Source organism: Candidatus Aalborgicola defluviihabitans, from assembly GCF_016705985.1.
Lineage (GTDB): Bacteria > Pseudomonadota > Gammaproteobacteria > Burkholderiales > Burkholderiaceae_C > Allorhodoferax > Allorhodoferax defluviihabitans.
The window spans coordinates 469385-492229 of sequence record NZ_JADJKN010000006.1; the positions used below are offsets into that span (position 1 = coordinate 469385).

Below are 22845 nucleotides of genomic sequence, written 5' to 3' on the forward strand. Positions count from 1 at the left end.
CGGGTCGCCGAACGGACACATCGGCTGAACTTGCAATTCTTACATGTACATGCCACCGTTGACATGCAGCTCCTGCCCGGTGACATAGCTGGCAGCGGGAGATGCCAAGTATGCAACAGCATGCGCGATGTCGCCAGGTTTGCCCAAATGGCCCAACGGAATCTGACCCAGCAATGCTTTCTGCTGGTCTTCGCCCAGGCTGGCGGTCATATCAGTTTCGATAAATCCGGGGGCAATACAGTTGACCGTGATGTTGCGCGAACCCAGCTCACGTGCCAGCGCACGGGTCATGCCTGCCACGCCGGCCTTGGCGGCGGCGTAATTGGCCTGTCCGGGGTTGCCCGAGGCGCCCACCACCGAAGTAATGTTGATGATCCGGCCGTAGCGTTGCTTCATCATGGTGCGCATCACAGCACGGCTCATGCGGAAAACACCCTTGAGGTTGGCCTCCATCACGGCATCCCATTCCTCGTCCTTCATCCGCATGGCCAGGTTGTCGCGGGTGATGCCGGCGTTGTTGACCAGCACCTGCAAGCCTCCGTACTCTTTGGCGATGGCATCGACCAGGGCTTCACCGGCTGCTGCCTGTGTAACGTCCAGTGTGCGCCCGCTACAGTCGGGATAGACCGCCAAAGCCTCGGTTATCTTGGCAGCACCCGCATCCGTGGTGGCTGTGCCAATCACTTTCAGGCCCTTGCGCGCCAACTCCAAGGCTATGGCGGCGCCAATGCCACGGGATGCACCCGTCACCAGGGCCACCTGGCCTTCAAATTTCACTTCGCTCATACCAATACACCTTTAACGTCTTGCAGTGTGGCCGGATCAAACAGGGCCAGGCCGGTCAGTTCCGGGTCAATGCGCTTGACCATACCAGCCAACACCTTGCCAGGACCACACTCCACCAGTGTATGGAGCCCACGCGCCTTGATTGCTTGCACGCACTCCACCCAGCGCACAGGACCAAATGCCTGGCGGTACAAGGCATCACGAATGCGACCGGGGTTGGTCTCCACCGCCACGTCTATATTGTTGATTAGAGGAATTTGCGGTGTGGCTAAGTCGATGCTGGCCAAACGCTCCTTGAGCTTCTCAGCAGCCGGTTGCATCAGGCGCGAATGGAACGGGGCGGACACTGGTAGTGGCAAGGCACGCTTGGCACCATTGGCCTTGAGCAACTCACAAGCCTTGTCCACGGCGGCCTTGCTACCAGCAATCACGGTTTGCGCCGGGTCATTGAAATTGACGGCTTCCACAATTTCAATGGAACCGGCACCAAACGATTGGGTTACTTCCAGGCAACCGGCCGCCACCTTGGCGGCGTCCATCCCCAAAATGGCGGCCATGGCCCCCACGCCGACCGGCACCGCTTCCTGCATAGCCTGGGCCCGCAACCGAACCAGTGGTGCGGCTTGCGCCAGCGTCAGCGAACCAGCGGCCACCAGTGCGGTGTACTCGCCCAGGGAATGGCCGGCCACTGCCGCAGGCGCCTGGCCCACTTCAGCCATCCAGACCCGGTAGGCTGCGACGCCCGCCACCAGCATGACGGGCTGGGTGTTGGTCGTCAGCGCCAGGGCTTCCTTGGGGCCTTCGTGAATCAGCTTGGCAACATCTTCGCCCAGCGCATCCGACGCCTCCTGCACGGTTTGCGCCACGACGGCATGGCCACCCCAAGCGTCCAGCATACCAACCGATTGCGAGCCCTGACCGGGAAATACAAAAGCAAACTGTTTCATAAATGACTTCTTATCAAATGAGTCGCTAGCCCTCGTCGATGCTACGTATGCAGCTACAACTTCAGGAGCACAGCACCCCAGGTAAAACCACCACCTACGCCTTCGAGTAGCAAGGTTTCACCCTTTTTGACCTGGCCACTGCGCACCGCACTGTCCAATGCGAGGGGAATCGACGCCGCCGAGGTATTGCCGTGCTCTCCCACGGTGACGACCACCTTGTCCATGGACAGCTTGAGCTTGCGTGCCGTGCTTTGCATGATGCGGATATTGGCTTGGTGGGGCACCAGCCAGTCAATATCGGCGTCAGTCAGGTTGGCCTTGTCCAACGTGGCACGGGCTGCACTTTCCAGCAGACCCACGGCCAGCTTGAATACCGCCTGGCCATCCATCTTGAGCAGGGGGTCTCCCAGAATGGCGCCGCCGGATACATGACCAGGTACGCACAAAATGCCAACGTGTTTACCGTCGGCGTGCAAATCGCTCGCCAGAATGCCGGGTTTGTCCGACGCTTCCAGGACAACGGCGCCGGCACCGTCGCCAAACAGCACGCAGGTGGTACGGTCCTTGAAATCCAGAATTCGTGAAAAAATCTCAGCACCCACCACCAGCGCGCATTGGGCAGCACCAGTCTGGATCAAGGCATCAGCTACCGTCAGCGCATAAATAAAACCGCTGCAAACAGCCTGCACGTCGAACGCTGCGCCACCATTGGCTCCCAATTTGTTCTGGAGGATGCAGGCGGTGGACGGAAACACCATATCTGGCGTGGAAGTGGCCACGATGATGAGGTCCACATCCTTGGCACTACGCCCGGCCGCTTGGAGCGCGTTCTTGGCCGCTTCTAGCGCCAGATCACTACTGAACTGGCCGTCAATCGCGAAATGCCGGGCATGAATACCGGTACGCGCCACGATCCATTCGTCAGAGGTTTCAACACCCTGGGCAGCCAGCTCCGCGACCAAATCCGCATTGGTCAGTCTGCGTGGTGGCAAGTAGCTGCCGGTACCTGTAATTCGTGAATATCGTTTCATTGTGGGTTTGTTGTCACCCGTTCAGGCTATTGCACACTTGCGGCACATTTGCAGCATTGGCCAGCAGCGGGGCTGCGTGGGCAATACGAGCCTGGACACGGTCAGCTAAGTTGTTTCGGGCTGCATCATACGCCCGGTTTAGTGCGTAGCCAAAACCCAGCTCGTCGGCCGATCCATGGCTCTTGAACACCAAGCCTCGCAATCCCAGCAGGGCCGCGCCGTTGTACCGACGGTGATCCACACGCCTCTTCAACGCATTTAGAACGGAGTAAGCAGCAATAGCCGCCATTTTGGTGAAGATATTGCGAACAAACTCGGCTTTCAGGAAGCCTAGGATCATCGCAGCCAAGCCTTCGCTGGTTTTCAAAGCAACATTGCCAACGAAACCATCGCACACCACCAGGTCCACCGTTCCCTTGAAAATATCGTTGCCTTCGACATTTCCAAAAAAATTCAGATCACCAGAATTGGCAGCAGAACGCAGCAGATCGCCTGCTTTTTTGATGGTTTCGTTGCCTTTTATGACTTCTTCACCAATATTGAGCAAACCAACCGAAGGGGATTCGATATCACTTAGAACCGACACCAAGGCCGACCCCATGACCGCAAACTGCAATAAATGCTCGGCCGTGCAATCCACATTGGCGCCCAGATCCAGCACGGTGGTGGCGCCACCCGTGGCATTGGGGATCTGACCTGCAATGGCGGGACGTTCAATGCCATCCAGAGTTTTCAACAGGTAACGGGAAATGGCCATCAATGCGCCCGTGTTCCCGGCTGACACCGCTGCCTGGGCATTGCCATCTTTGACCTGTTGAATGGCAATGCGCATGGACGAATCCTTCTTGCGGCGCAAGGCAACCTCCAGTGGATCTTCCATGGTCACCACCTCGCTGGCCGTCGTAATCCGGGCGCGGGGATGGGAAAACCCAACTAACGCTTCGGGCAGGCCAACCAATATCAAGGAGGCCTCGGGGTGCTGGTCCAGAAATTTCTTGCAGGCAGGCAGTGTGACCTGGGGGCCATGATCGCCTCCCATGCAGTCAACGGCAATTGTGATCATGGGACAGGCACCCAAAAAGAGAAGGTTATCAGACAACGGCGCAGGGCCAAAAACAACAAAAGCCCGGAGCTACAGGTCCTGTAGCGACGGGCTTTGCGGGTAAAACCGTTTTCAGGCTTCGGACTTGGTCTTGAGCACCTTGCGGCCACGGTAGAAACCGGTGGGGCTAATGTGGTGACGCAGGTGGGTTTCGCCGGTGGTGGATTCCACGGCAATGCCAGGCACAACCAAGGCATTGTGCGAGCGGTGCATACCGCGCTTGGAAGGAGACTTTTTGTTTTGTTGAACGGCCATGATCGGCTCCTGAGCAATGGTGCTGCACAGGCTGCAACACGTTAAGGTTGGTAAAAACGCGCCATATTCCACACGCGAAGCCTTTGATTATAGCCCAAAGCGGCTGCGTCGGTCTAGGGCTTGTTCCTCAGCTGCTGCAATACCGCAAACGGATTGGGCTTTTTATCCTCAGGCTCAACAAAATCAGCATCAACGGCCTGCAGCTTGACAGGCTGCGGGCAAACATCGTGCTTGGGAACCACCGGCAAAGCCATTAACAACTCGTCCTCCAACAATTCCAACAAATCGAAATCGCGGGTCAGCACCAGCACGTCTTCGTCCGCCTCCTCATCTTCCGCCTCGGCCTGTTCTTCAGTGGCGACAAAGCGGAATTCCCGCGCCACCCGCACCGGCACATTCACCGGCCCCAGGCAGCGCTGACAAATTTGCGGCAACGCTACTTCAGCCTCCAGTACCAGCCAGACCTGCTCGGCCTGGCCGCCATCGGATCGCAACTCGCCTAGGGCAGTGAATCGAACCGGCCCCGGTGCAGCGCCCTGGGCCTCTTCCTGAAGACGCTTGAATTTGACCAAATCTTCACTGCCCGATAGACGGCCCCGGTCGTGGGCAAACACTTGGAGGTTCAGGTGGTGGGCGTCGTAGTCGTGCTTCATGCGCGCAGTGTAAGAGAATCAGGCCATGCCAGACACTTCCAACCGAAAACTCATTCTCGGCTCTACGTCCGTCTACCGACGTGAATTGCTGGGACGACTAAACATCCCTTTTACCGTCGAGTCCCCGGACGTGGACGAAACACCATTGCCCGGGGAGGCCCCGGCCGCCTTAGCGTGCCGCTTGGCGTTGGCAAAAGCGCAGGCGGTGGCCGAGCGCTTTCCCGACTGCGTGGTGATTGGCTCGGACCAGGTTGCAGACCTGGACGGCCAGGCACTGGGCAAACCTGGCACGCACGAACGTGCCGTTGCCCAGTTGCGCCAGATGCGCGGCAAGACCGTAGTGTTTCAAACCGCGGTGGCAGTGGTGTGCAAAAACGGCAGTTTTTGCCAGCAAGCCCTGGCACCGGTGCGGGTTACTTTTCGTGCGCTGGATGACGCGGAAATCGAAACCTATCTGCGCCTGGAGCAGCCCTACGACTGTGCTGGCAGCGCCAAAAGCGAAGGCCTGGGCATTGGCTTGCTGCAATCAATTGAAAACGACGACCCTACCGCGCTAGTCGGTCTGCCCCTGATTCGCACCAGCCAGATGCTGCGCGCAGCGGGCATTCAATTGCTGGGCTCCACATGAACATGCCAGAAAATATGACCAAGAAGCCCGGCACCCTGTACCTGGTACCCGCACCATTGGACTTTGGCTGCGACAGCCAGGCACCTTTGGAGCGCGTCATGCCGCAAGCCACGCTGGAAGTGGCCGCCAGTTTGTCTCACTGGGTCTGCGAAAACGCCAAATCCACCCGCGCCTACCTCAAACGCATCCATGCAACGCACCCGCTGTGCGTGCCGCTGCAGGCTATGCAGCTGCAGGAGCTGCCACATGCGGTTCACAAAAAAGGGGATCACCAGGGGCAGTTTGACGCCCGGCCGCTTCTGCAGGCAGCCCTGCAAGGTGAACACATCGGCCTGGTGAGCGAGGCCGGCATGCCAGCCATTGCCGATCCTGGTTCATCTGTGGTTCGCGCGGCGCATGACTTGGGTTTACCGGTGGTGCCGTTGGTGGGACCGATCTCGCTGTTATTGGCCCTGGCGGCCAGTGGGCTCAATGGCCAGAATTTTGCCTTTGTGGGTTACCTGCCCAGCACACCGGCCGAGCGCAACCAGCGCATCCGCGAGCTGGAATCATTGGCCCTGAAGACGGGGCAAACTCAACTCTTCATTGAAACGCCCTACCGCAATACGGCCCTGCTGGATGCCCTGATGCAGACACTACAGCACAACACCCGGCTGGCGACGGCCAGTGGATTGACTCTGGATACCGCCACCTGCCACAGCGACATGGCCAAAAACTGGAAACAGTGTGGCTGGACGCTCGCCAACTCCACGCCGGCGGTGTTTGCCATCGGTCGCTAACGCCCATCCCGCGTCTCTTCAGCGCAGCGTGGGCAAGATGCGCAAGGCGCGCACACCGCCCTCACCAATGGACGCGCCAAAGCGTTTGGCCAGACGCTCGGCCAGGTTGTCTTTGCGGGTGTAATCCACCAAATCTTCGGCTTTGACCACTTCACGCGCCACATAGTCCAGATTGCCCAGTTGATCAGCCAACCCCCGGTCGATAGCCTGCTGACCGGTCCAGAACAACCCGCTGAAGGTCTCGGGTGTTTCCTTGAGGCGATCGCCCCGGCCCTTCTTCACCACGTCGATGAACTGTTGGTGAATCTGGTCCAACATGGCCTGTGCAAACACGCGCTGCTTTTCGGTTTGTGGACTGAACGGGTCCATGAAACCCTTGTTTTCGCCTGCCGTCATGAGCCGGCGCTCGACCCCGAGCTTGTCCATCAGGCCGGTGAAGCCAAAGCCGTCCATCAGCACGCCAATGCTGCCCACCACACTGGCCTTGTCGACAAAAATCTTGTCGGCACCCACGGCAATGTAATAGGCCGCCGAGGCGCAGGTCTCCTCCACCACGGCGTAAACCGGCTTGTTGTAAAGGGCCTTGAGACGGTAAATTTCGTCGTTGATGATGCCGGCCTGCACCGGGCTGCCGCCCGGGGAATTGATCAGCAACACCACGCCCTGGGCGCCCTTGTCCTCGAAGGCGCCGCGCATGGCCGACACGATCAGCTCGGCGCTGGCACCCGAACCGGAGGCAATTTCACCCTCGATCTTGACCAGCGCGGTATGCGGGGCAGACGTATCGGCCGTGCTCGCGCCGCGGTCCCAGCCCATCCACACCAGGCCAACCAGGAAAAGCAGCCAACCCAGGCGAATACCGTTGCGCCAGCGCCGCGCCTGGCGCTGCTCGGTGATGGCGGCCATTGTCAGCTTTTCCAGCATGGCGCGCTCCCAGCCTGGTGGTTGGGCAGTAGATGCTTCATTTTTGATAGCGCTCTGCTTAGATCCTGAGAGGGCTTGCGGCGAATTAGTTTCAAAGCCTTGGTTGCCGGGAAAAATCGGATCGGTCATATCAGAACTCTATGGGTTGCAGGTTTGCGCCAGTATGCCAGTGCACGACGCTGTCTTCTTCACTCATGGCAATTTTGATCAGGCCGCCACGGCACGGGCCACCGCGGCATTCGCCAGTCTGGGGGCGGTAAATTGCGCCATGGGTGGCACACATCAGGTACTGGCCCGTGCTGTCAAAGAATCGGTTGGCCTGGTAGTCCATTTCCATGGGCACGTGGGCACATTGGTTGAGGTAGCCGTAAACCGTACCGCCAAAGCGAATGGCAAAGCCACGCATGGTGCGCCCACAATACACCACGTCAAAAGGCACAGCTTCGCCACTGTCCACCAGATCAGCGGAATTGCACAACGGGATGGCTGTCGTCTCGATCGGGTTCATGCTGGTGTTGCCTCAATGGATATTTCGCTGGCTATTACGCTCTCAGGCGTTGGTGGCAAACCAGGCGTGCAACTCAGCCACCGAGCAAGCCACAAAGCGGGGGCCCAGCGCGGTAAAAGTCTGGGGTTCGTGTGCGCCGTAACTCACAGCCACACTGTGGCAGCCGGCGTTGAGCGCCATCTGCAGGTCGTGCGTGGTGTCTCCCACCATGAGCACGCGCTCGGGTGGCACGCCGAACTCCTGCATCAGCTCGCGAAGCATCAAGGGATCTGGCTTGCCTGCGGTTTCATCCGCCGTGCGCGAACCATCGAACAGGCCCTGCAACTCTACAGTGCGCAAGGCTTCGTTCAACCCTCGCCGGCTCTTGCCTGTCGCAACCGCCAGCAAATAATTGCGCGCCTTCAAATTTGCCATCAGGGGCAACACGCCTTCGAACAGGCTGATATCGTTCTGGTGTGCGGAATAATGGTATTTGTAGCGCATACCCAACTCGGGGTACTTCTCAGGGGGTACGTCAGGCGCGGCATGGGCCAGGGCCTGCATCAACCCCAGGCCAATCACGTAGGCAGCGGCCTTGTCCGTGGGCATCCGCCCGCCGACGTCCACCACTGCCAGCTGGATACATCGGGTGATGATGGCGGTGGAATCGAACAGGGTTCCATCCCAGTCGAAGGCAATCAAGTCGTATTGCCGCGAAGGCGTGGCCGGACGGGAAGCGGGCATTTTTAACAATAGAAGTTCTACAAAGTCTCAAAGCCTCAGACTGCTTGCGGCAGCACCTGAGTCAAAAAATGTGTCAGCTCGACGGGCAGTTCCGCCTTTAACTCCAGCACGTTGCCGGTTACCGGGTGCTTGCATTGCAACCGCCATGCGTGCAAAAACATGCGTTTGAGCGTAAAGGGTGTACCAACACGGGCCAAGGCCTTGTTGCACTCAAAGTCACCATATTTATCGTCCCCGGCAATAGGCATTCCTTCACTTGCCAGGTGGACACGAATTTGGTGGGTGCGCCCGGTTTTGATGGTAACTTCCAGCAACGAGTAACCTCGCCCGCCGTTGGGGGAAGCTGACGCCTCGGTGGCCGCCGGCCCACTTTGGGCCCTCATTTTGACCAGGGTCAGGGACGGCATACCATCGGGATCGTCCTTGGTTACCACCTTGACCCGGCGCTCGCCGTCAGGCAACAGGTATTTGTGCAACGGCTTGTCCAGCACCTTCTTGTTGGCCGGCCACTGGCCCAATACCAGCGCCAAGTAGGTCTTGCCGGTTTCGCGTTCGCGGAACTGGTCTTGCAGGTTTTTCAAGGCACTGCGCTTCTTGGCCACCAGCAAAATACCACTGGTTTCGCGGTCCAATCGGTGCACCAGTTCCAGAAATTTGGCTGCCGGGCGTGCCATGCGCAACTGCTCGATCACGCCAAAGCTCACGCCCGATCCACCATGTACCGCCACACCGGCCGGCTTGTTGATGGCCAGCAAACTGTCGTCTTCAAACAGAATTGCGAATTCCCGCGCCGGCGCATGGCTGGCTACCTGCTCGGCCATGGCCTGAGCCTTTTCAGTGGCCCGTTCGGACACCCGCACCGGCGGCAGGCGCACGACATCACCACCATTCAGGCGTGTTTCTGCCGAGGCACGCCCTTTGTTGACCCGCACTTCACCGCTGCGGATGATGCGGTAAACGTGGGTCTTGGGCACACCCTTGAGGTGGCGCATCAGAAAATTGTCCAGCCGCTGGCCAGCCGCATCGTCGTCGATAGTCAGTGATTTGACCTGATGCAACGGAACATGGGGATTGCCCCCTATAATGTGTTTCACTAGCGATGCGCTGTAAGTGGTTGATTTGTCTGGAGTTTAGTCCACAGTCCCAAGCAGACGCGCTGGAAGGTCGATGCCGCCGGGTTTTCCAGCTGACAAATCACACGCCAAATGCCTGTGATGGTCGTTGGACAATCCGGTAAAGACTACGAATTGAAACACTGATACGGAATACCCACAGCCCGCAGGCCCAACGCCCGCGAGCGGAATGAAACGAGATGTTTGTGCTGTTGTGCCTGATGAACCTTTGCCTGCGGGGCGTTTTCGCCCCGTTGTTTGGCATGATTCGGCCGTTAGCCCCCGTCAAACGGGCGAAGTTTGCTCTGCAATGTATAGCAATTTCGCAAACCCATCCCCTCGTCCCCATCCACGCGCCTACGCTTCGACGCATCATTTGAGTCGAAGTTCTCCGGCAATTCCACCGCGTTTCTAGTCGTCAGTTCAGGTATCAACGCCCGCTTTGGGCATGTACTACTGATGAAGGATGCAATCCATGAAACGGATGCTGATCAACGCCACGCAGGCTGAAGAACGCCGCCTGGCCATTGTCGACGGACAAAAACTCCTCGACTACGAAATCGAAATTGAAGGGCGCGAACAGCGCAAGGGCAACATCTACAAGGCCGTCGTTACCCGCGTGGAGCCGTCGCTGGAAGCCTGCTTCGTCGACTACGGTGAAGATCGCCACGGTTTCCTGCCGTTCAAGGAAATTTCCCGGATGTACTTCAAGGAGGGCGTTTCGGCTTCCCAAGCACGCATCCAGGATGCCATCCGCGAAGGCCAGGAACTGCTGGTCCAGGTCGAAAAAGAAGAACGTGGCAACAAGGGCGCAGCGCTGACCACCTTTGTGTCGCTGGCCGGCCGCTATGTGGTCTTGATGCCCAACAACCCACGGGGTGGTGGTGTGTCGCGCCGAATCGAAGGTGAAGACCGCGCCGAACTCAAAGAAAACATGGACCAGTTGGAATACCCCAACGGCATGTCCATCATTGCACGCACGGCCGGCATCGGCCGTAGCGCCCCAGAACTGCAGTGGGATCTGAACTACCTCTTGAAGCTCTGGTCCGCCATTGACGGCGCAGCCAAGGGCGGCAAGGGCGCCTACCTGATTTACCAAGAGTCTTCTCTGGTGATCCGCGCCATCCGTGACTACTTCAACCACGACATCGGCGACATCCTGATCGATACCGACGACGTGTACGAACAGGCCCAACAGTTCATGGCCCACGTCATGCCCGAGCACGCTGCCCGCGTGAAGCGCTACCGTGACGACGCCCCGCTGTTCAGCCGCTTCCAGATCGAACACCAGATCGAATCCGCCTACGCACGTACCGTGCAACTGCCTTCGGGCGGCGCCATCGTGATTGACCACACCGAAGTATTGGTATCGGTAGATGTGAACTCGGCCCGCGCCATCAAGGGCGGTGACATCGAGGAAACCGCCACCCGCACCAACCTGGAAGCAGCTGACGAAGTGGCCCGCCAGATGCGCCTGCGCGATTTGGGTGGACTGATCGTGATCGACTTTATCGACATGGAAGAGTCACGCAACCGCCGCGAAGTAGAAAGCCGCCTGCGCGACGCACTGCGCCAAGACCGCGCCCGCGTGCAGTTCGGCACCATCAGCAAATTCGGCCTGATGGAAATGAGCCGCCAGCGCCTGCGCCCTGCTCTCTCCGAAGGTGCATCCATCCCCTGCCCGCGCTGCGGTGGCGCTGGCCACATCCGTGACACGGAAAGCTCTGCGCTTCAAATCCTGCGAATCATCCAGGAAGAGTCCCTGAAAGACAGCACAGCATCTGTGATGTGCCAGGTTCCGGTCGATGTGGCTTCATTCCTGCTGAACGAGAAGCGATCGGAAGTCGCCAAAATTGAGCTCAAACAACGCATCAACGTGCTGCTGGTGCCCAACAAGACGCTGGAAACACCCAACTACAAGCTGGAACGCCTGAAACACGACGATCCACGTCTGGACAACATCGAAGCCAGCTACAAGTTGGCCGACGAGATTGAAGACCCCACCAGCGTGACGCGCCGCTCACAGGAACCCACCAACAAGCAAACGCCCATCATCAAGGGCGTATTGCCAGACGCACCTGCACCGATTGCCGCACCACGTCCAACCCCTGTTGCTACCCAACAGTCGGGCCACGGCAAACATGGCGCAGCGCCAAGTCACCACGCCAAACCTGCGGTACCGGCTGAAACGGGTTTCTTCGCCTGGCTCAAGCGCCTGTTTGGCGCCGAGGCGCCCGCAGCGGTTCACACTGTGGCAACGCCCACCGCCAAGCCAACCGAAGGCCGCGATGGGCGCTCTAACCGTGATGCCAACCGTAAACCCGGCGAAGGTCGTGGCGAGGGTCGCAACGAACCCCGTGGCGAAGGTCGGGGCCCACGCGGTGAAGGCCGTAACGAGGGACGCAGCCGCGGTGGCCGCAATGGTCGTGGCGGTGAGCGCCAGGGCGGAGCCCAACGCGAGCGCCTGGACTCAGAAGGCAAACCGATGAACGCGGACTTCAGCCTGCAGGCAGGCGGCTCGAATGGCGAAACCAATCGTCAGGAGCAACGCCCGGAACGGGCTCCCCGCAATGAGCGTGGTGATCGTACTGAGCGCGGCGAACGGGGCAACCGAAATGCTGGCCGTGGCGGCGAACGCAACGAAGGCGGTGAACGCGGCGAGCCGCGTGCCGAAGGCCGCACCGATACCGCAACCGGTAGCGAAGACACCTCTGACAATCGCAATAACGGCAACAATCCGGCACGCGAACCGCGCGAAGGTCGCGGTGAAGGCCGCAGTCGCGGAGGTCGTGGCGAAGGCCGCAATGGACGTGGCCCGCGCCCCGAAGGTGAAAACCGGGATGTCAACAGTGATGGCCGACAGCCCCAGTTGGGTTTTGCCGATACTGAACCGACAGCCAATGGCGCACCTGAAGACCAACCAGTGGTTATGGACGGAAACGACCAAGCACCCGTTACTGTAGGTACTGAGAACGGGGAGCCACGTGAAAAGCGTCAACGTGACCGTTATGGCCGCGAGCGCGGTCCACGCAGTGATCGTAGCGATCGCGAGGAACGCCCGGATCTGCGCATTCCTGCCGAAGGCGTACTGGTATCAAACGCCGTGGAACGTGCCGAGTCGACGCCTGTCGCCCAGTTGAACGTCGCCCCCGCAACGCCAATGGCACCGGCCGTGACAGCCACAGTGTCAGTTGTTGCACCTGCTGCGGCTGCACCGGCAGCCGGCAACATGCCCAAGGTCACGCCATACTCGCTGCCCACCGATACTCTGCTGGGTGTGGCGCAGGAGTCCGGCCTGCAATGGGTTAATTCGGATACGGCCAAAGTGCAAGCCGCGCAAGCTGCCATCGCGGCCGAGCCCAAGCCCATCCATGTGCCTCGCGAGCGTCCGGCCGCCGTGTCGCTGGACACAGGACCGCTGGTGTTGGTGGAAACCAAGCGCGATCTGCGTAATATGACCTTGCCTTTTGAGCAGCCTCCCGCGGCTTAAAGGCACTAGCAGCCATTCATGTGGCGGCTATCAATCCAAAGGGGCCTGCGGGCCCCTTTTCCATGGGTGGCACGGGCGGATCAGAACAAATCGACGGCACCCACCTGGATGGTGTCGCCAAACAACCTACGACGCACCAGATCGTCATGGCTGTAAACCTAGTTACGGTCCTTGTTTCGAGGTCACTTTAGTCCAGCGACTTGTACGTGTTGCGAAAAAATCCCCCTGTGCGCAACCACTTCCAAATGCCTTCCAGTTAAAAGTGCACGCGGATCGGAGGTAGTTCCTGCAAACGGCGCAGGCGATTGCGTTAATCGGTAAACTTGATGATATGTTCGGTGAATTTCGGCATGGCAACTTATGGCCCCGAATACGGGTCAAGTCACTTTTTTGCGGCTTCACGGTAAGCCTCTGCGGCAGCTTGTGCATCCTGTCGTTGTTCGGCCAACTGCGCCAACGCGAGCCAAGTGTCGCGTCGCAATTCAGACTCTTGCAAAATAGCCAGCGACTGCTTGAGCAATTGCTGAGCCTTGCCCCACAGACGCAGACGCATGCAAACCACGCCGGCCAAGTACTGCAGCGCCGCATTGCGCGGGTTGCTCAGTTGTGCGGTTTCGATCCGGGTCAGCCAGGACGTATCCAACTCACCCCCGGTGGCGGCAAATCCACGCTCCAGCACCCGCGCCAAGCGCACGCGCTGTGACAGCGATAGATTGTCATAATTTTGTACCATGCTGTCCCACACCGGCAATACCCATTGGCGCGACAGCGCTACATCACCACCGTGGGCAAGGAGTCGCTCGCTCGCCTCGAACGCGACCTCTGGGATGCGCTGCTCAGCGGTGTCCAATGCGTCCCAGGCACGTTGAATCTGCACGCCGTCGTGTGAATCGCGAATCAGCTCAATGGCAAGTCCTCGGGTAATGCTCTTGCCCGCAGCCTCGGAAAAAGCCCTGTGCTTGGTCAGCAAGCGTGCCGTCTCCAACGCACTCTGTAACTGCCCGGCCAAACGCGCCGCACGAAAGCGCATGCGCAAAGCCACGGTGCGGCGTGCCGCACCGTGGGGTAACTGATCCAGCCACTGCAGGGCGCCAGGGGCATCCTGATCGTCCAGCGCCCAACGTGCACCCCGCAACTGCACGCCTTCACGGGCTTCCTGCGCATCGCGGCTGGAGGACTCTTGCAAGGCTTTTGAAAATGCTCGTCGCGCACACTGCGGTCCTGCAAGGCATGCGCGCTTTCGGCCGCCAGCAAATGCGACAACGTGCGCAGGCGCGCGCCATTGCCCAGTCGCTCACCCCGACGTTTCACCGATTCCTCCAGTGACAACACCAGCTCAGCTGACTTGCGCGCACGAATAAAGCGCCCCGACACCAGATGCGATAACGACTCCAGCAATGCCATATGTAACGCACGTTCACTCTGCAACAAACGCCATTGGCGAGCTTGATGGGGAATGCTCATCAAGGCCGCCAGAGCCCGCATAGCCAAGTGCAGCACCACAAAGCTGCCAGTCAACAAGAGCAGGAACAGGTTGAGCGACAGGTCAACCCGGTGCGGTGGCCAGAACAGCGTCACGCTGGCGTGGTTGTTACCCGCAAACAGCGCGCTTGCCACCGCAATCGCAAACAAGGCCATCAGCCACAATGCAACGCGCATGGTCAGCGTCCCGCTGCTGCTGTGGCCAAAGCCGCCAAGGTGTCGTCTACCCTGGGCAGCTCCAGTGCCTTCAACTGGCCACGCAACTGCTGCAGCATGGCACTAGCCGCCTGGGTTTTTCGGGAAGAAGCATCAAAATACCGCCCCAAAGACACCGATGCGGCACCCAGGTCAGAGCGTACGGAGTCAATCTGGCGCGACAGCAAGCCCAGTCGCGCGTTGAGCAATTTGAGCTTGAGGTTTTCGCGCAGGAAGAACGACTGCTCGGGCGACAGCAGCGCAGCATCCGGATCTTCAATACGGCTCACGCGCACCAGACTACGCAATTCGGTACCCACGAGTTGCGCCATGCGCACCCACCAGTTGGTAACGGTTTCCTCAGACTTGCGTTTGAGCGTGTCGCTGCCGCCGCTGCGCGCGAGCGGCACTGCATTGGCAATCGGCAACTCATCGGCCAGCGACACCAACTCGTCAAGCTTGACCAGCAGTGAGGGCGTGTCAGCCATGGCGGTGGACTTGATACGTGCCATGTCACGGCCAATGGCCCGCTGCACTGGTGTAAGGCGCGGTTGTGCCGCGCGGTTGATCCGCAATTCTGCCGTCTTGAGAGCCGCCAACAGGGGCTCCACGCTACCGGTCAATTGGGACTGCTGCTGTGCCAATCGCACGGCGGATTCGATGTCCACCAACAGGTTTTCGTCCCGCGAGTGGGACAGGCTTTGCATCAGTTCTTCAAGTTGCGTACGCTGTAAGGAGACTTCACTGACCCGGGCTTCTGTCACGGCCTGTTTGGCCGCAGTTTCCATCGCCAACTCCTGTGCCCGGCGTGCGGTGACTCGCGCCTCGGTGGCCTGGGCGCCGGCATCCGCGCTCTGCCGCGCCAACTGTTCCTGGATTCCACTGAGTTTTTGCCACAAAAGACCGCAGCCGACCAGCGCCACCACCGCCAAGACGGCGGCTGCGAGCGGCAGACGCGGCACTTGTGGAGCGTGCGGTGTCTCTGGTGCCACGATCACACTGGGCTCAGGTTTCATTGCTGCGATTCTATCGACGCCATCAGTGCCGCCAGGGTTGGGCGTGACTCACACACCACACCAAACCCGGCTGCGCGGGCCGCTTGCGCAATGCGACCATGGGTGACCACCGCCTTGGCCAGGGCCCAGGACTGACCAGGGCAGGACGCTGCCAGATTGGAAATAGCCTCGGAACTGCTGAACAGCCAGACCGAGCCATCGGCCGCAGCTGCCTGCGCCAGCTGACGCTCAGGTTCGCCCAAGTCGGGCTGCCGGCGCTGGTAGGAAACTACAAACTCCACTTCACCACCGGCGCGACGCACCTGCTCGGCAAACCAGTCACGCCCAGCACCATCGGCGGCAACGCCACTGGTAGCCTCGGCCTTGCCGGCACCCCGCACAATCAGCAACCGAAATCCCGGCACCACTCGGTGGCCCACCACAGCCCACAAGGCTTCCGAATCAAACTGATCCGCATCGCGGTCAGGCATGTCAATGTGGTCCGGTTCAACACCGTTCCGCTTCAGTGCCGAAAAACTGCCTGGTCCGATGACAAATACTCTAATTTTGATAGCGCCTTGTGCATCCAGCACGGGGGCTACAGCCGGTTTATATGCAAAAAAATGGTCTACGGCATTACCGCTAACAAACATCACTGCATCAAAACTGTCCAGTCGCTGCCACGCCGCCTGCACAGCCTCGGGGCGGGGCGCAGGCAGCACGCCGATCAACGGGAGTGCGACTGCATCAAAGCCAGCCTCTACCAGGGCATCCACCCATTTCCGGGCCTCTTGTTTGGGACGGGTGACGAGAACACGCATGGATCAGTCCTTTGTACCAGTCTGCTGACCGACCTTGATCTGCAGTTGCTGCGCCACCTGCTCACCCAGCAGGGTGGCTGCAGCGGAATCGGCGACCGGTCCCTGGGCGTGTGCATGCGCCAAGGGTTGCACACCTTCAGGATCGCCCCAGGTGGCGCGGATGCTGAGCACATCCCCCGCCAGCGTGGCATAAGCCGCCAGCGGCATGGAGCAACTACCACCCATCACGCGACTGACTGCCCGTTCAGCCGACACCGCCAGCAAGGTGGGCGTATGCACAAGGGATTGCAGCGCCTGGATGACGTCGGCGCGGCTGGAGCGCACTTCAATGCCCAGCGCGCCTTGCCCGGCGGCGGGCAGCATCTGTTCGGGATCAAACACTGCACGAATGCGCGCGCCCAGCCCCAACCGCTTCAAACCAGCAGCCGCCAGCACAATGCCGTCGTAATGACCGTCGTCGAGCTTCTTCAACCGGGTGTCGAGGTTGCCACGCAGAGGCTCGACCTTCAAATCGGGGCGCAGTGCGCGCAGTAGCGCGACGCGACGCAAACTGGAAGTGCCCACCACCGCGCCTTGGGGCAGCGCATCGACACTGGCGAAGCGGCTGGAGACCCAGGCGTCGCGCGGGTCTTCACGCTCCATGACGCAGGCCAGGCTGAAACCTTCTGGCAACTCCATGGGCACGTCTTTCAACGAGTGCACCGCCAGATCGGCCTGGCCGAGTTCCAGCGCCACTTCCAGTTCCTTCACAAACAGACCCTTGCCACCCACCTTGCTGAGTGAGCGGTCCAGTATCTGGTCTCCCTTGGTGGTCATACCCAGCAAATGGACGGTGTGGCCTTGTTGTTGAAGCAGTGCCTTGACATGCTCGGCCTGCCACATGGCCAGGCGACTTTCGCGCGTGGCGATGGTAAAAGTGTGTGCAACCATGGGTTGTGCGTCGTAACCTGTTTGTAATCAATCGCGAATGGTCAATGCTAGCATGGGCATCATGAAAAATGCATCCGCTCCCAGTACCGCCAAACGCAGCAAGGACAACGAACGCCCACTGGTGGAAGACATCCGCCTGCTGGGCCGGATTCTGGGTGATGAGATCCGCGACCAGGACGGTGTCGCTGCTTTTGATCTGATCGAAAAGATCCGCACCCTGTCGGTGGCGTTTCGTCGCGATGCCGACCAAGAGGCGGACAAGGCGCTCAAAAAATTGCTCAAGGGGCTGTCGGGCGACCAGACGGTCAGCGTCATCCGTGCTTTCACCTATTTTTCGCACCTGGCCAACCTGGCCGAAGACCGCCACCATATCCGTCGCCGCGCCCTGCACGAGCGCGCTGGCGACACGCAGGAAGGCAGCATTGAGGTAGCGATGTCGCGCCTGCGTTGGGCCGGCATTGCGACCAAGGCCATTGCGGCTACTCTGGCGCAGAGCTATGTCTCGCCCGTGCTGACTGCCCACCCCACCGAGGTGCAACGCAAGAGCATTCTGGATGCCGAGCGCGACATCGCCCAGTTGCTGACCGCTCGCGACGAGATCAGGATGCGCGCCGCTTACTTTGACAACAAAAAGGATGCGTTTACCGCCCGCGAACTGGCCGCCAACGAAGCCCAGATGCGTGCCCGCGTAACCCAGTTGTGGCAAACCCGCCTGCTGCGCCTCAACAAGCTTACCGTAGTCGACGAGATCGAGAACGCACTGAGCTATTACGAATCCACTTTCCTGCGGGAGATTCCCAAGCTCTACGCCAACCTGGAGCAACTGCTAAGCAACCAGCCGGTGTACAGTTTTTTGCGCATGGGCCAGTGGATTGGTGGCGACCGCGATGGCAACCCCAACGTCAGCGCCCAGACCCTGGAATATGCGCTGCGCCGCCAAGCCGAAGTGGCGCTGCGCCACTACCTGACCGAGGTGCATTTTTTGGGTGGCGAACTGTCGGTTTCGGCTCTGCTGACCGAATGCACGCCCGAGATGCAAGCCCTGGCCGAAAGCTCGCCAGACCGCAACGTGCACCGCATGGACGAGCCCTACCGACGGGCCCTGACCGGTGTTTACGCGCGCCTGGCCGCCACCCTGCTTGAGCTAACTGGAACCGAGGCCGCCCGCCACGCCGTAGCCCCACAAAATCCCTACCGCACTGCTCAGGAATTTTCTGCCGAATTGCGCACCATTGAGGCCTCACTACACACCAACCACGGCGCGGTACTGGTGACTCAGCGGCTGCGCCCGCTGATCCGCGCAGTGGAAGTATTTGGCTTTCATTTGGCCACGGTGGACCTGCGCCAAAGCTCGGACAAACATGAGGAAGTGGTGGCCGAACTACTGGCCACTGCGCGCATCGAGGCCAACTACAGCGCCCTGGACGAAGCCGCCAAGCGCACCCTGTTGCTGGGCCTGCTGAACGATGCCCGTTCCCTGCAGGTCCATGGCGCGGCCTATTCAGCCCACACGCAGAGCGAAATCGCCATTTTTGCCATGGCCAAGGTCATGCGCGAGCGCTTTGGGTATGAGGCGATTCGCCACTACATCATCAGCCACACTGAGACAGTGAGCGACCTGCTGGAAGTGCTGCTGCTGCAAAAGGAAGTGGGTCTGATGCGCGGCGTGCTCAGCGACAAAGCCCGGCAACCCGCCGCCGGGCCGTCCCAAGGCGGGTTCGCCCCCGGGAAGGGCCGCCCCCCCGGGGGGCAGCGACCCGCGCAGCGGTGGAGCGTGGGGGCCAGTTTGCGACCTGATCGTAGTGCCGCTGTTTGAAACCATTGAAGACCTGCGCAATGCCGCGCCCATCATGCGCGATTTCTATGCTTTGCCCGGCTTGGCTGCACTGGTGCAGCACAGCGGTGGCGAGCAGGACATCATGCTGGGCTACTCCGACAGCAACAAGGACGGCGGCATCTTCACCAGCAACTGGGAGTTGTACCGTGCCGAAATTGCGCTGGTGGAACTGTTCGATGAACTGGCCCGTTCACACAAGATCCGGTTGCGCTTGTTCCATGGTCGTGGCGGCACGGTGGGACGCGGCGGCGGCCCCAGTTACGAGGCCATCCTGGCCCAACCCCCCGGCACGGTGCGCGGCCAAATCCGCCTGACCGAACAGGGTGAGGTGATTGGCTCCAAATATGCCAACCCGGAAATTGGCCGCCGCAACCTGGAAACCCTGGTGGCGGCCACCCTGGAGGCAACTCTGCTGCAACCTACCAAGTCCGCCACCGAAGCATTTTTGGAGGCGGCCGCCGAACTCTCCAGCAGCAGCATGGCCGCCTACCGCGCCCTGGTGTACGAGACCCCTGGCTTCACCGAATACTTCTTCAGTTCCACCCCGATTCGCGAAATTGCCGAACTCAACATTGGTTCTCGCCCCGCTTCACGCACGGCCAGCCATCGCATCGAAGACCTGCGCGCCATTCCCTGGGGGTTTAGCTGGGGGCAGTGCCGCTTGACTCTGCCCGGCTGGTATGGTTTTGGTTCGGCGGTACAGGCCTTTACCAAAGTTGGCACGGCGCAGCAGCAGAAGGAGCGCATCGCTCTGCTACAAAAGATGTACCGCCAATGGCCGTTCTTCAAGACCCTGCTGTCCAACATGGACATGGTCATGGCCAAGAGCGATCTGGCCCTAGCCTCGCGCTATTCCGAACTGGTGGCCGACACCCGTTTGCGCAAGAAGGTCTTCACCACCATCGAAGCCGAATGGCATGCTACCGCGCAGGCACTGGCCACCATCACCGGTGAGAAAAACCGCCTTGCCAACAACGCGGCCCTGCAACGCTCTATCCGCCACCGCTTCCCCTATATCGACCCATTGCACCACTTGCAGGTGGAACTGATTCGGCGCTACCGCTCAGGCCACGCCGACGAGCGCGAACAGCACGGCATCCACATCTCTATCAACGGCATTGCAGCGGGGTTGCGCAATACGGGTTGATGAAAATACGGCCTCTAGCACTCGTCGGATATACGTAATACGCTATTATTTTTATAGTGTCTTGAGTTTTTCACGCTTTGGCCCCCAGGACTGGAGGAACGGCTATCCGTTCTTTGGCCTACGCATCAAGTCAGGTATTCGCATTGCCAGGCGGCGCAACCGCCCTGCACAGATGGCAGCCCCTTATGTAAACCGGGGGCCAGACCGCTATTCACCGCCAATCACGAATGTGACTTGCATGTTGACGCGATAGGTGGTGATGCGACCGTCCTCGACAGTGATTTTTTGTTCCTTGATCCATGCGCCGCGCACGTTGGCGACGGTGTCGCATGCGCGAGCAATACCTTCTTTGATGGCATCGTCGAAACTGGTTTTACTCGTGGCGCTGACTTCAATAACTTTGGCGACGCTCATGGGGAGACTCCTTAATGGGGTGAATTGAACGGGTTGGGTGCTAGATGAGACATGCCATTCTGGCTCCGCGTTCCCGTTTGGAGTGTCCATTGTTGTCGTGACGCTGGAGTTGGTCTGTGCGCCACCATACCGAAGGCGACAAACATTTTCATCACCCTCGGGCATCCAAATTCAACCTGCCATGGCTTCCCACGGGTGAACCCCAGGTTAGGCGCCAACGGGGCCGCTGACCTTGATCACTTGCTCCAGCTACCGCGCAACCAACTCCCGCACCGCAGCCAACTGCCGCCGTGAAACCGCCAGCAACTCATCCACGCCGTTCAGGCGTACAGCCCAACCTTCGCCCTCTACTGCATCGAAGTGTTTTTCCAGCGTGCGCACGGCACGCCGGGCGATAAGGGCATTGCGGTGGATGCGGACAAAGTCATGGCGGTATTTTTCTTCCAGCTCGCCCAGCGATCCGTCCAGGATATAACTGCGGCTGGGAGTGCGCACCGTGATGTATTTCAACTCGGCCTTGAAATACAGCACTTGCTGCAATGGCACCCGTTCGGTACGACCACGCTCCTGGATGATGAGCACGTCCTCTTGAGCGGAATGAGCCTCCAGCCCTCGTCGAAATTGGACTATACGCTCCACTTTTTGTAGCGCTGCCTGCAAGCGCTCCAGCCGCACAGGCTTGGTCAGGTAGTCCACCGCCTCCAGTTCAAACGCTTCTACAGCGTGCTCGGCATGCGCCGTGACAAAGACCAGCGCGGGCGGTTGCGCCAGGGCTTGCAGGGAGCGCGCCAACTTCAAGCCATCGGCGCCAGGCATGTGGATGTCGATGAACGCCACGTCCACTGCGTGGTGCTGCATCTGGGCCATGGCTTGCACCGCGTTAGCAGCCTCACCCACCCATTGCACAGCGGGTGCCGCGCAGTCACCCAGCAGGGTGCGCATGCGGGCACGGGCCAGCGCCTCGTCATCGATTACCAGGGCCTTGAGGACTCCGGCAGCTGCGGTGTTCGCCGTCACAGCGGCACCTCGATGCGTACCTGGTACACACCATCTTTGAGGCCAGCGCGAAACTGACTCTGCACATCGTGCAGCAGCGCCAGGCGTTCGCGCACATTGCGCAAGGCCAGTCCCTGGCCGTGCGCGCCCTGCCCGTTGGGCACGGTATTGGTTACCTTGATCAGCACAATGGACCCCCTGCGTTGGGTGGAGATACGCACATCGGCGCCGAGCGGACTGGGTTCCACGCCATGGCACACGGCATTTTCCACCAAAGGCTGCAATAGCAGGGGGGGCAGTATGGCATCGTCTGCGGCAGGGTCCAGATCCCACTCCAGGCGCAGGCGGTCGCCAAAGCGCACCTGCTCAATGGCCAGATACGCTTTGGCCAATTCAATTTCCTGGGCCAGCCGCACGGGCTCGTCCGAATCCTTGAGCGCCTGGCGAAATAGATCACTCAAATCCTCCAGCAGGGCCTCAGCCTTGGCAGGCTCCGCCCGTACCAAGGCAATCGCGCTATTGAGGGTGTTGAATAGAAAGTGGGGGCGTATGCGTGACTGCAGCTCGGCCAGCCGGGCCGATGTGTGGGCTGGCATTTGCCCCTTGCTGCGCATGACCAGCGCCGCCACCAGCAACCCGGCCACCAACATACCACTGAACGCGCTGGCAACCCAGGGCAACGACACCAGAAGCCCCGACCAAGCCAGCATCCCGCAACCATACAGCCCCGACACGGCGCCCAATGCCACCGCTGCGGTGTATTGCAGTTCTGGTTTAAGGCGCGCCAGCAGACGTTTGGACAAACAGGTCAGTAGCAGCCATACCACGGTGGCTGGCAAGGCTCCACCGGTAACCAGAGCCAGGCGAATGACCCAATCCACCGCATCACGTGCACCAAACCCCACCGCCACACCGGCGCAGACCTCCACAAACAACACAGCGCGCAGCACTACCCCAATCTGGCAGGCATCAAACACCAGACGGGGCTCGGGCGGCGCGGTATCCACAGGGTGCGTGGCAGGCGCAGCTTCCAGCTCCTGGAACGCCGATAATATTTGGGTGTCTTTCATGAACCCGGATTTTGACTCCA

At 60.0% G+C, this 22845-nt stretch carries 19 protein-coding genes and 2 pseudogenes; 4 read left to right on the forward strand and 17 right to left on the reverse strand.

Translation table 11 applies throughout. The features are described from left to right. Positions 1 to 39 precede the first annotated feature (39 nt). The 6 genes from fabG to IPI80_RS09905 form a co-directional block, all read right to left on the reverse strand. A complete protein-coding gene (fabG, locus tag IPI80_RS09880) occupies positions 40 to 786 on the reverse strand; it encodes a 3-oxoacyl-ACP reductase FabG (protein ID WP_413859574.1) in 747 nt (248 codons plus the stop codon). Beyond that, the gene (gene fabD, locus IPI80_RS09885) at positions 783 to 1733 is read right to left on the reverse strand and encodes an ACP S-malonyltransferase (RefSeq protein ID WP_413859576.1); all 951 of its coding nucleotides are present in this window, start codon (positions 1731 to 1733) and stop codon (positions 783 to 785) included. Before fabD ends, fabG begins: the two co-directional genes overlap by 4 nt. A gap of 53 nt (positions 1734 to 1786) precedes the next feature. After that, positions 1787 to 2764, reverse strand: coding sequence for a beta-ketoacyl-ACP synthase III (locus IPI80_RS09890; protein WP_413859578.1), 978 nt, complete (start codon positions 2762 to 2764; stop codon positions 1787 to 1789). Between the two features lie 13 nt (positions 2765 to 2777). Next, a complete protein-coding gene (gene plsX / locus IPI80_RS09895) occupies positions 2778 to 3827 on the reverse strand; it encodes a phosphate acyltransferase PlsX (protein ID WP_413859580.1) in 1050 nt (349 codons plus the stop codon). A 111-nt stretch (positions 3828 to 3938) separates the two neighbouring features. Next, positions 3939 to 4121, reverse strand: a complete 183-nt coding sequence (rpmF, locus tag IPI80_RS09900; RefSeq protein WP_105259923.1) for a 50S ribosomal protein L32 — start codon at positions 4119 to 4121, stop codon at positions 3939 to 3941. Between the two features lie 113 nt (positions 4122 to 4234). Beyond that, positions 4235 to 4774, reverse strand: a complete 540-nt coding sequence (locus IPI80_RS09905) for a YceD family protein (protein WP_413859583.1) — start codon at positions 4772 to 4774, stop codon at positions 4235 to 4237. Between the two features lie 25 nt (positions 4775 to 4799). Here IPI80_RS09905 and IPI80_RS09910 point away from each other — a divergent pair, with 25 nt between their 5' ends. Together IPI80_RS09910 and IPI80_RS09915 are read left to right on the forward strand one after the other, a co-directional pair. After that, complete coding sequence (locus IPI80_RS09910) at positions 4800 to 5402, forward strand: Maf family nucleotide pyrophosphatase (protein ID WP_413859585.1); 603 nt, start codon at positions 4800 to 4802, stop codon at positions 5400 to 5402. Next, positions 5399 to 6181: an SAM-dependent methyltransferase gene (locus IPI80_RS09915; protein WP_413859587.1), complete on the forward strand. Its 783-nt coding sequence runs from the start codon at positions 5399 to 5401 to the stop codon at positions 6179 to 6181. Before IPI80_RS09910 ends, IPI80_RS09915 begins: the two co-directional genes overlap by 4 nt. An 18-nt stretch (positions 6182 to 6199) precedes the next feature. On the opposite strand, the gene IPI80_RS09920 is transcribed toward IPI80_RS09915, so the two are convergent. Genes IPI80_RS09920 through IPI80_RS09935 form a run of 4 tightly spaced genes read right to left on the reverse strand, consistent with a single transcriptional unit; the run spans position 6200 to position 9430 of the window. Then, on the reverse strand, positions 6200 to 7234 hold the full coding sequence (locus IPI80_RS09920) for a S49 family peptidase (protein ID WP_413859589.1): 1035 nt from the start codon (positions 7232 to 7234) through the stop codon (positions 6200 to 6202). Between the two features lies 1 nt (position 7235). Further along, positions 7236 to 7613 carry a Rieske (2Fe-2S) protein gene (locus tag IPI80_RS09925; protein WP_413859591.1) on the reverse strand — a complete coding sequence of 126 codons (378 nt, stop codon included), beginning with the start codon at positions 7611 to 7613 and terminating at the stop codon, positions 7236 to 7238. A gap of 42 nt (positions 7614 to 7655) precedes the next feature. After that, complete coding sequence (locus IPI80_RS09930; protein ID WP_413859593.1) at positions 7656 to 8336, reverse strand: HAD family hydrolase; 681 nt, start codon at positions 8334 to 8336, stop codon at positions 7656 to 7658. Positions 8337 to 8371: 35 nt separating this feature from the next. Further along, positions 8372 to 9430, reverse strand: coding sequence for an RluA family pseudouridine synthase (locus tag IPI80_RS09935; protein ID WP_413859595.1), 1059 nt, complete (start codon positions 9428 to 9430; stop codon positions 8372 to 8374). Positions 9431 to 9923: 493 nt separating this feature from the next. Here IPI80_RS09935 and IPI80_RS09940 point away from each other — a divergent pair, with 493 nt between their 5' ends. Further along, positions 9924 to 12938 (forward strand): Rne/Rng family ribonuclease, encoded by a 3015-nt coding sequence (locus IPI80_RS09940; RefSeq protein ID WP_413859597.1) that lies wholly within the window; start codon positions 9924 to 9926, stop codon positions 12936 to 12938. 382 nt (positions 12939 to 13320) lie between these two features. On the opposite strand, the pseudogene IPI80_RS09945 reads toward IPI80_RS09940, so the two are convergent. From IPI80_RS09945 to hemC, 4 genes and pseudogenes are all read right to left on the reverse strand, one after another. Then, positions 13321 to 14597, reverse strand: a pseudogene (locus tag IPI80_RS09945) (heme biosynthesis protein HemY). 2 nt (positions 14598 to 14599) lie between these two features. Next, the gene (locus IPI80_RS09950; protein WP_413859599.1) at positions 14600 to 15631 is read right to left on the reverse strand and encodes a uroporphyrinogen-III C-methyltransferase; all 1032 of its coding nucleotides are present in this window, start codon (positions 15629 to 15631) and stop codon (positions 14600 to 14602) included. Further along, entirely contained in the window at positions 15628 to 16431 is an 804-nt protein-coding gene (locus IPI80_RS09955) for a uroporphyrinogen-III synthase (RefSeq protein WP_413859601.1), read from the reverse strand. The genes IPI80_RS09950 and IPI80_RS09955 overlap by 4 nt, the downstream gene beginning before the upstream one ends. 3 nt (positions 16432 to 16434) lie before the next feature. Continuing rightward, on the reverse strand, positions 16435 to 17361 hold the full coding sequence (gene hemC, locus IPI80_RS09960; RefSeq protein WP_413859603.1) for a hydroxymethylbilane synthase: 927 nt from the start codon (positions 17359 to 17361) through the stop codon (positions 16435 to 16437). Positions 17362 to 17413: 52 nt separating this feature from the next. On the opposite strand from hemC, the pseudogene ppc reads away from it, so the two are divergent. Next, positions 17414 to 20345 (forward strand): annotated as a pseudogene (gene ppc / locus IPI80_RS09965) (phosphoenolpyruvate carboxylase). A gap of 207 nt (positions 20346 to 20552) precedes the next feature. On the opposite strand, the gene IPI80_RS09970 reads toward ppc, so the two are convergent. The 3 genes from IPI80_RS09970 to IPI80_RS09980 form a co-directional block, all read right to left on the reverse strand. Next, the gene (locus IPI80_RS09970; RefSeq protein WP_413859605.1) at positions 20553 to 20759 is read right to left on the reverse strand and encodes a dodecin family protein; all 207 of its coding nucleotides are present in this window, start codon (positions 20757 to 20759) and stop codon (positions 20553 to 20555) included. A gap of 249 nt (positions 20760 to 21008) precedes the next feature. Beyond that, complete coding sequence (locus IPI80_RS09975) at positions 21009 to 21776, reverse strand: LytR/AlgR family response regulator transcription factor (protein WP_413859607.1); 768 nt, start codon at positions 21774 to 21776, stop codon at positions 21009 to 21011. Continuing rightward, entirely contained in the window at positions 21773 to 22825 is a 1053-nt protein-coding gene (locus IPI80_RS09980; protein WP_413859609.1) for a sensor histidine kinase, read from the reverse strand. The genes IPI80_RS09975 and IPI80_RS09980 overlap by 4 nt, the downstream gene beginning before the upstream one ends. Positions 22826 to 22845 lie beyond the last annotated feature (20 nt).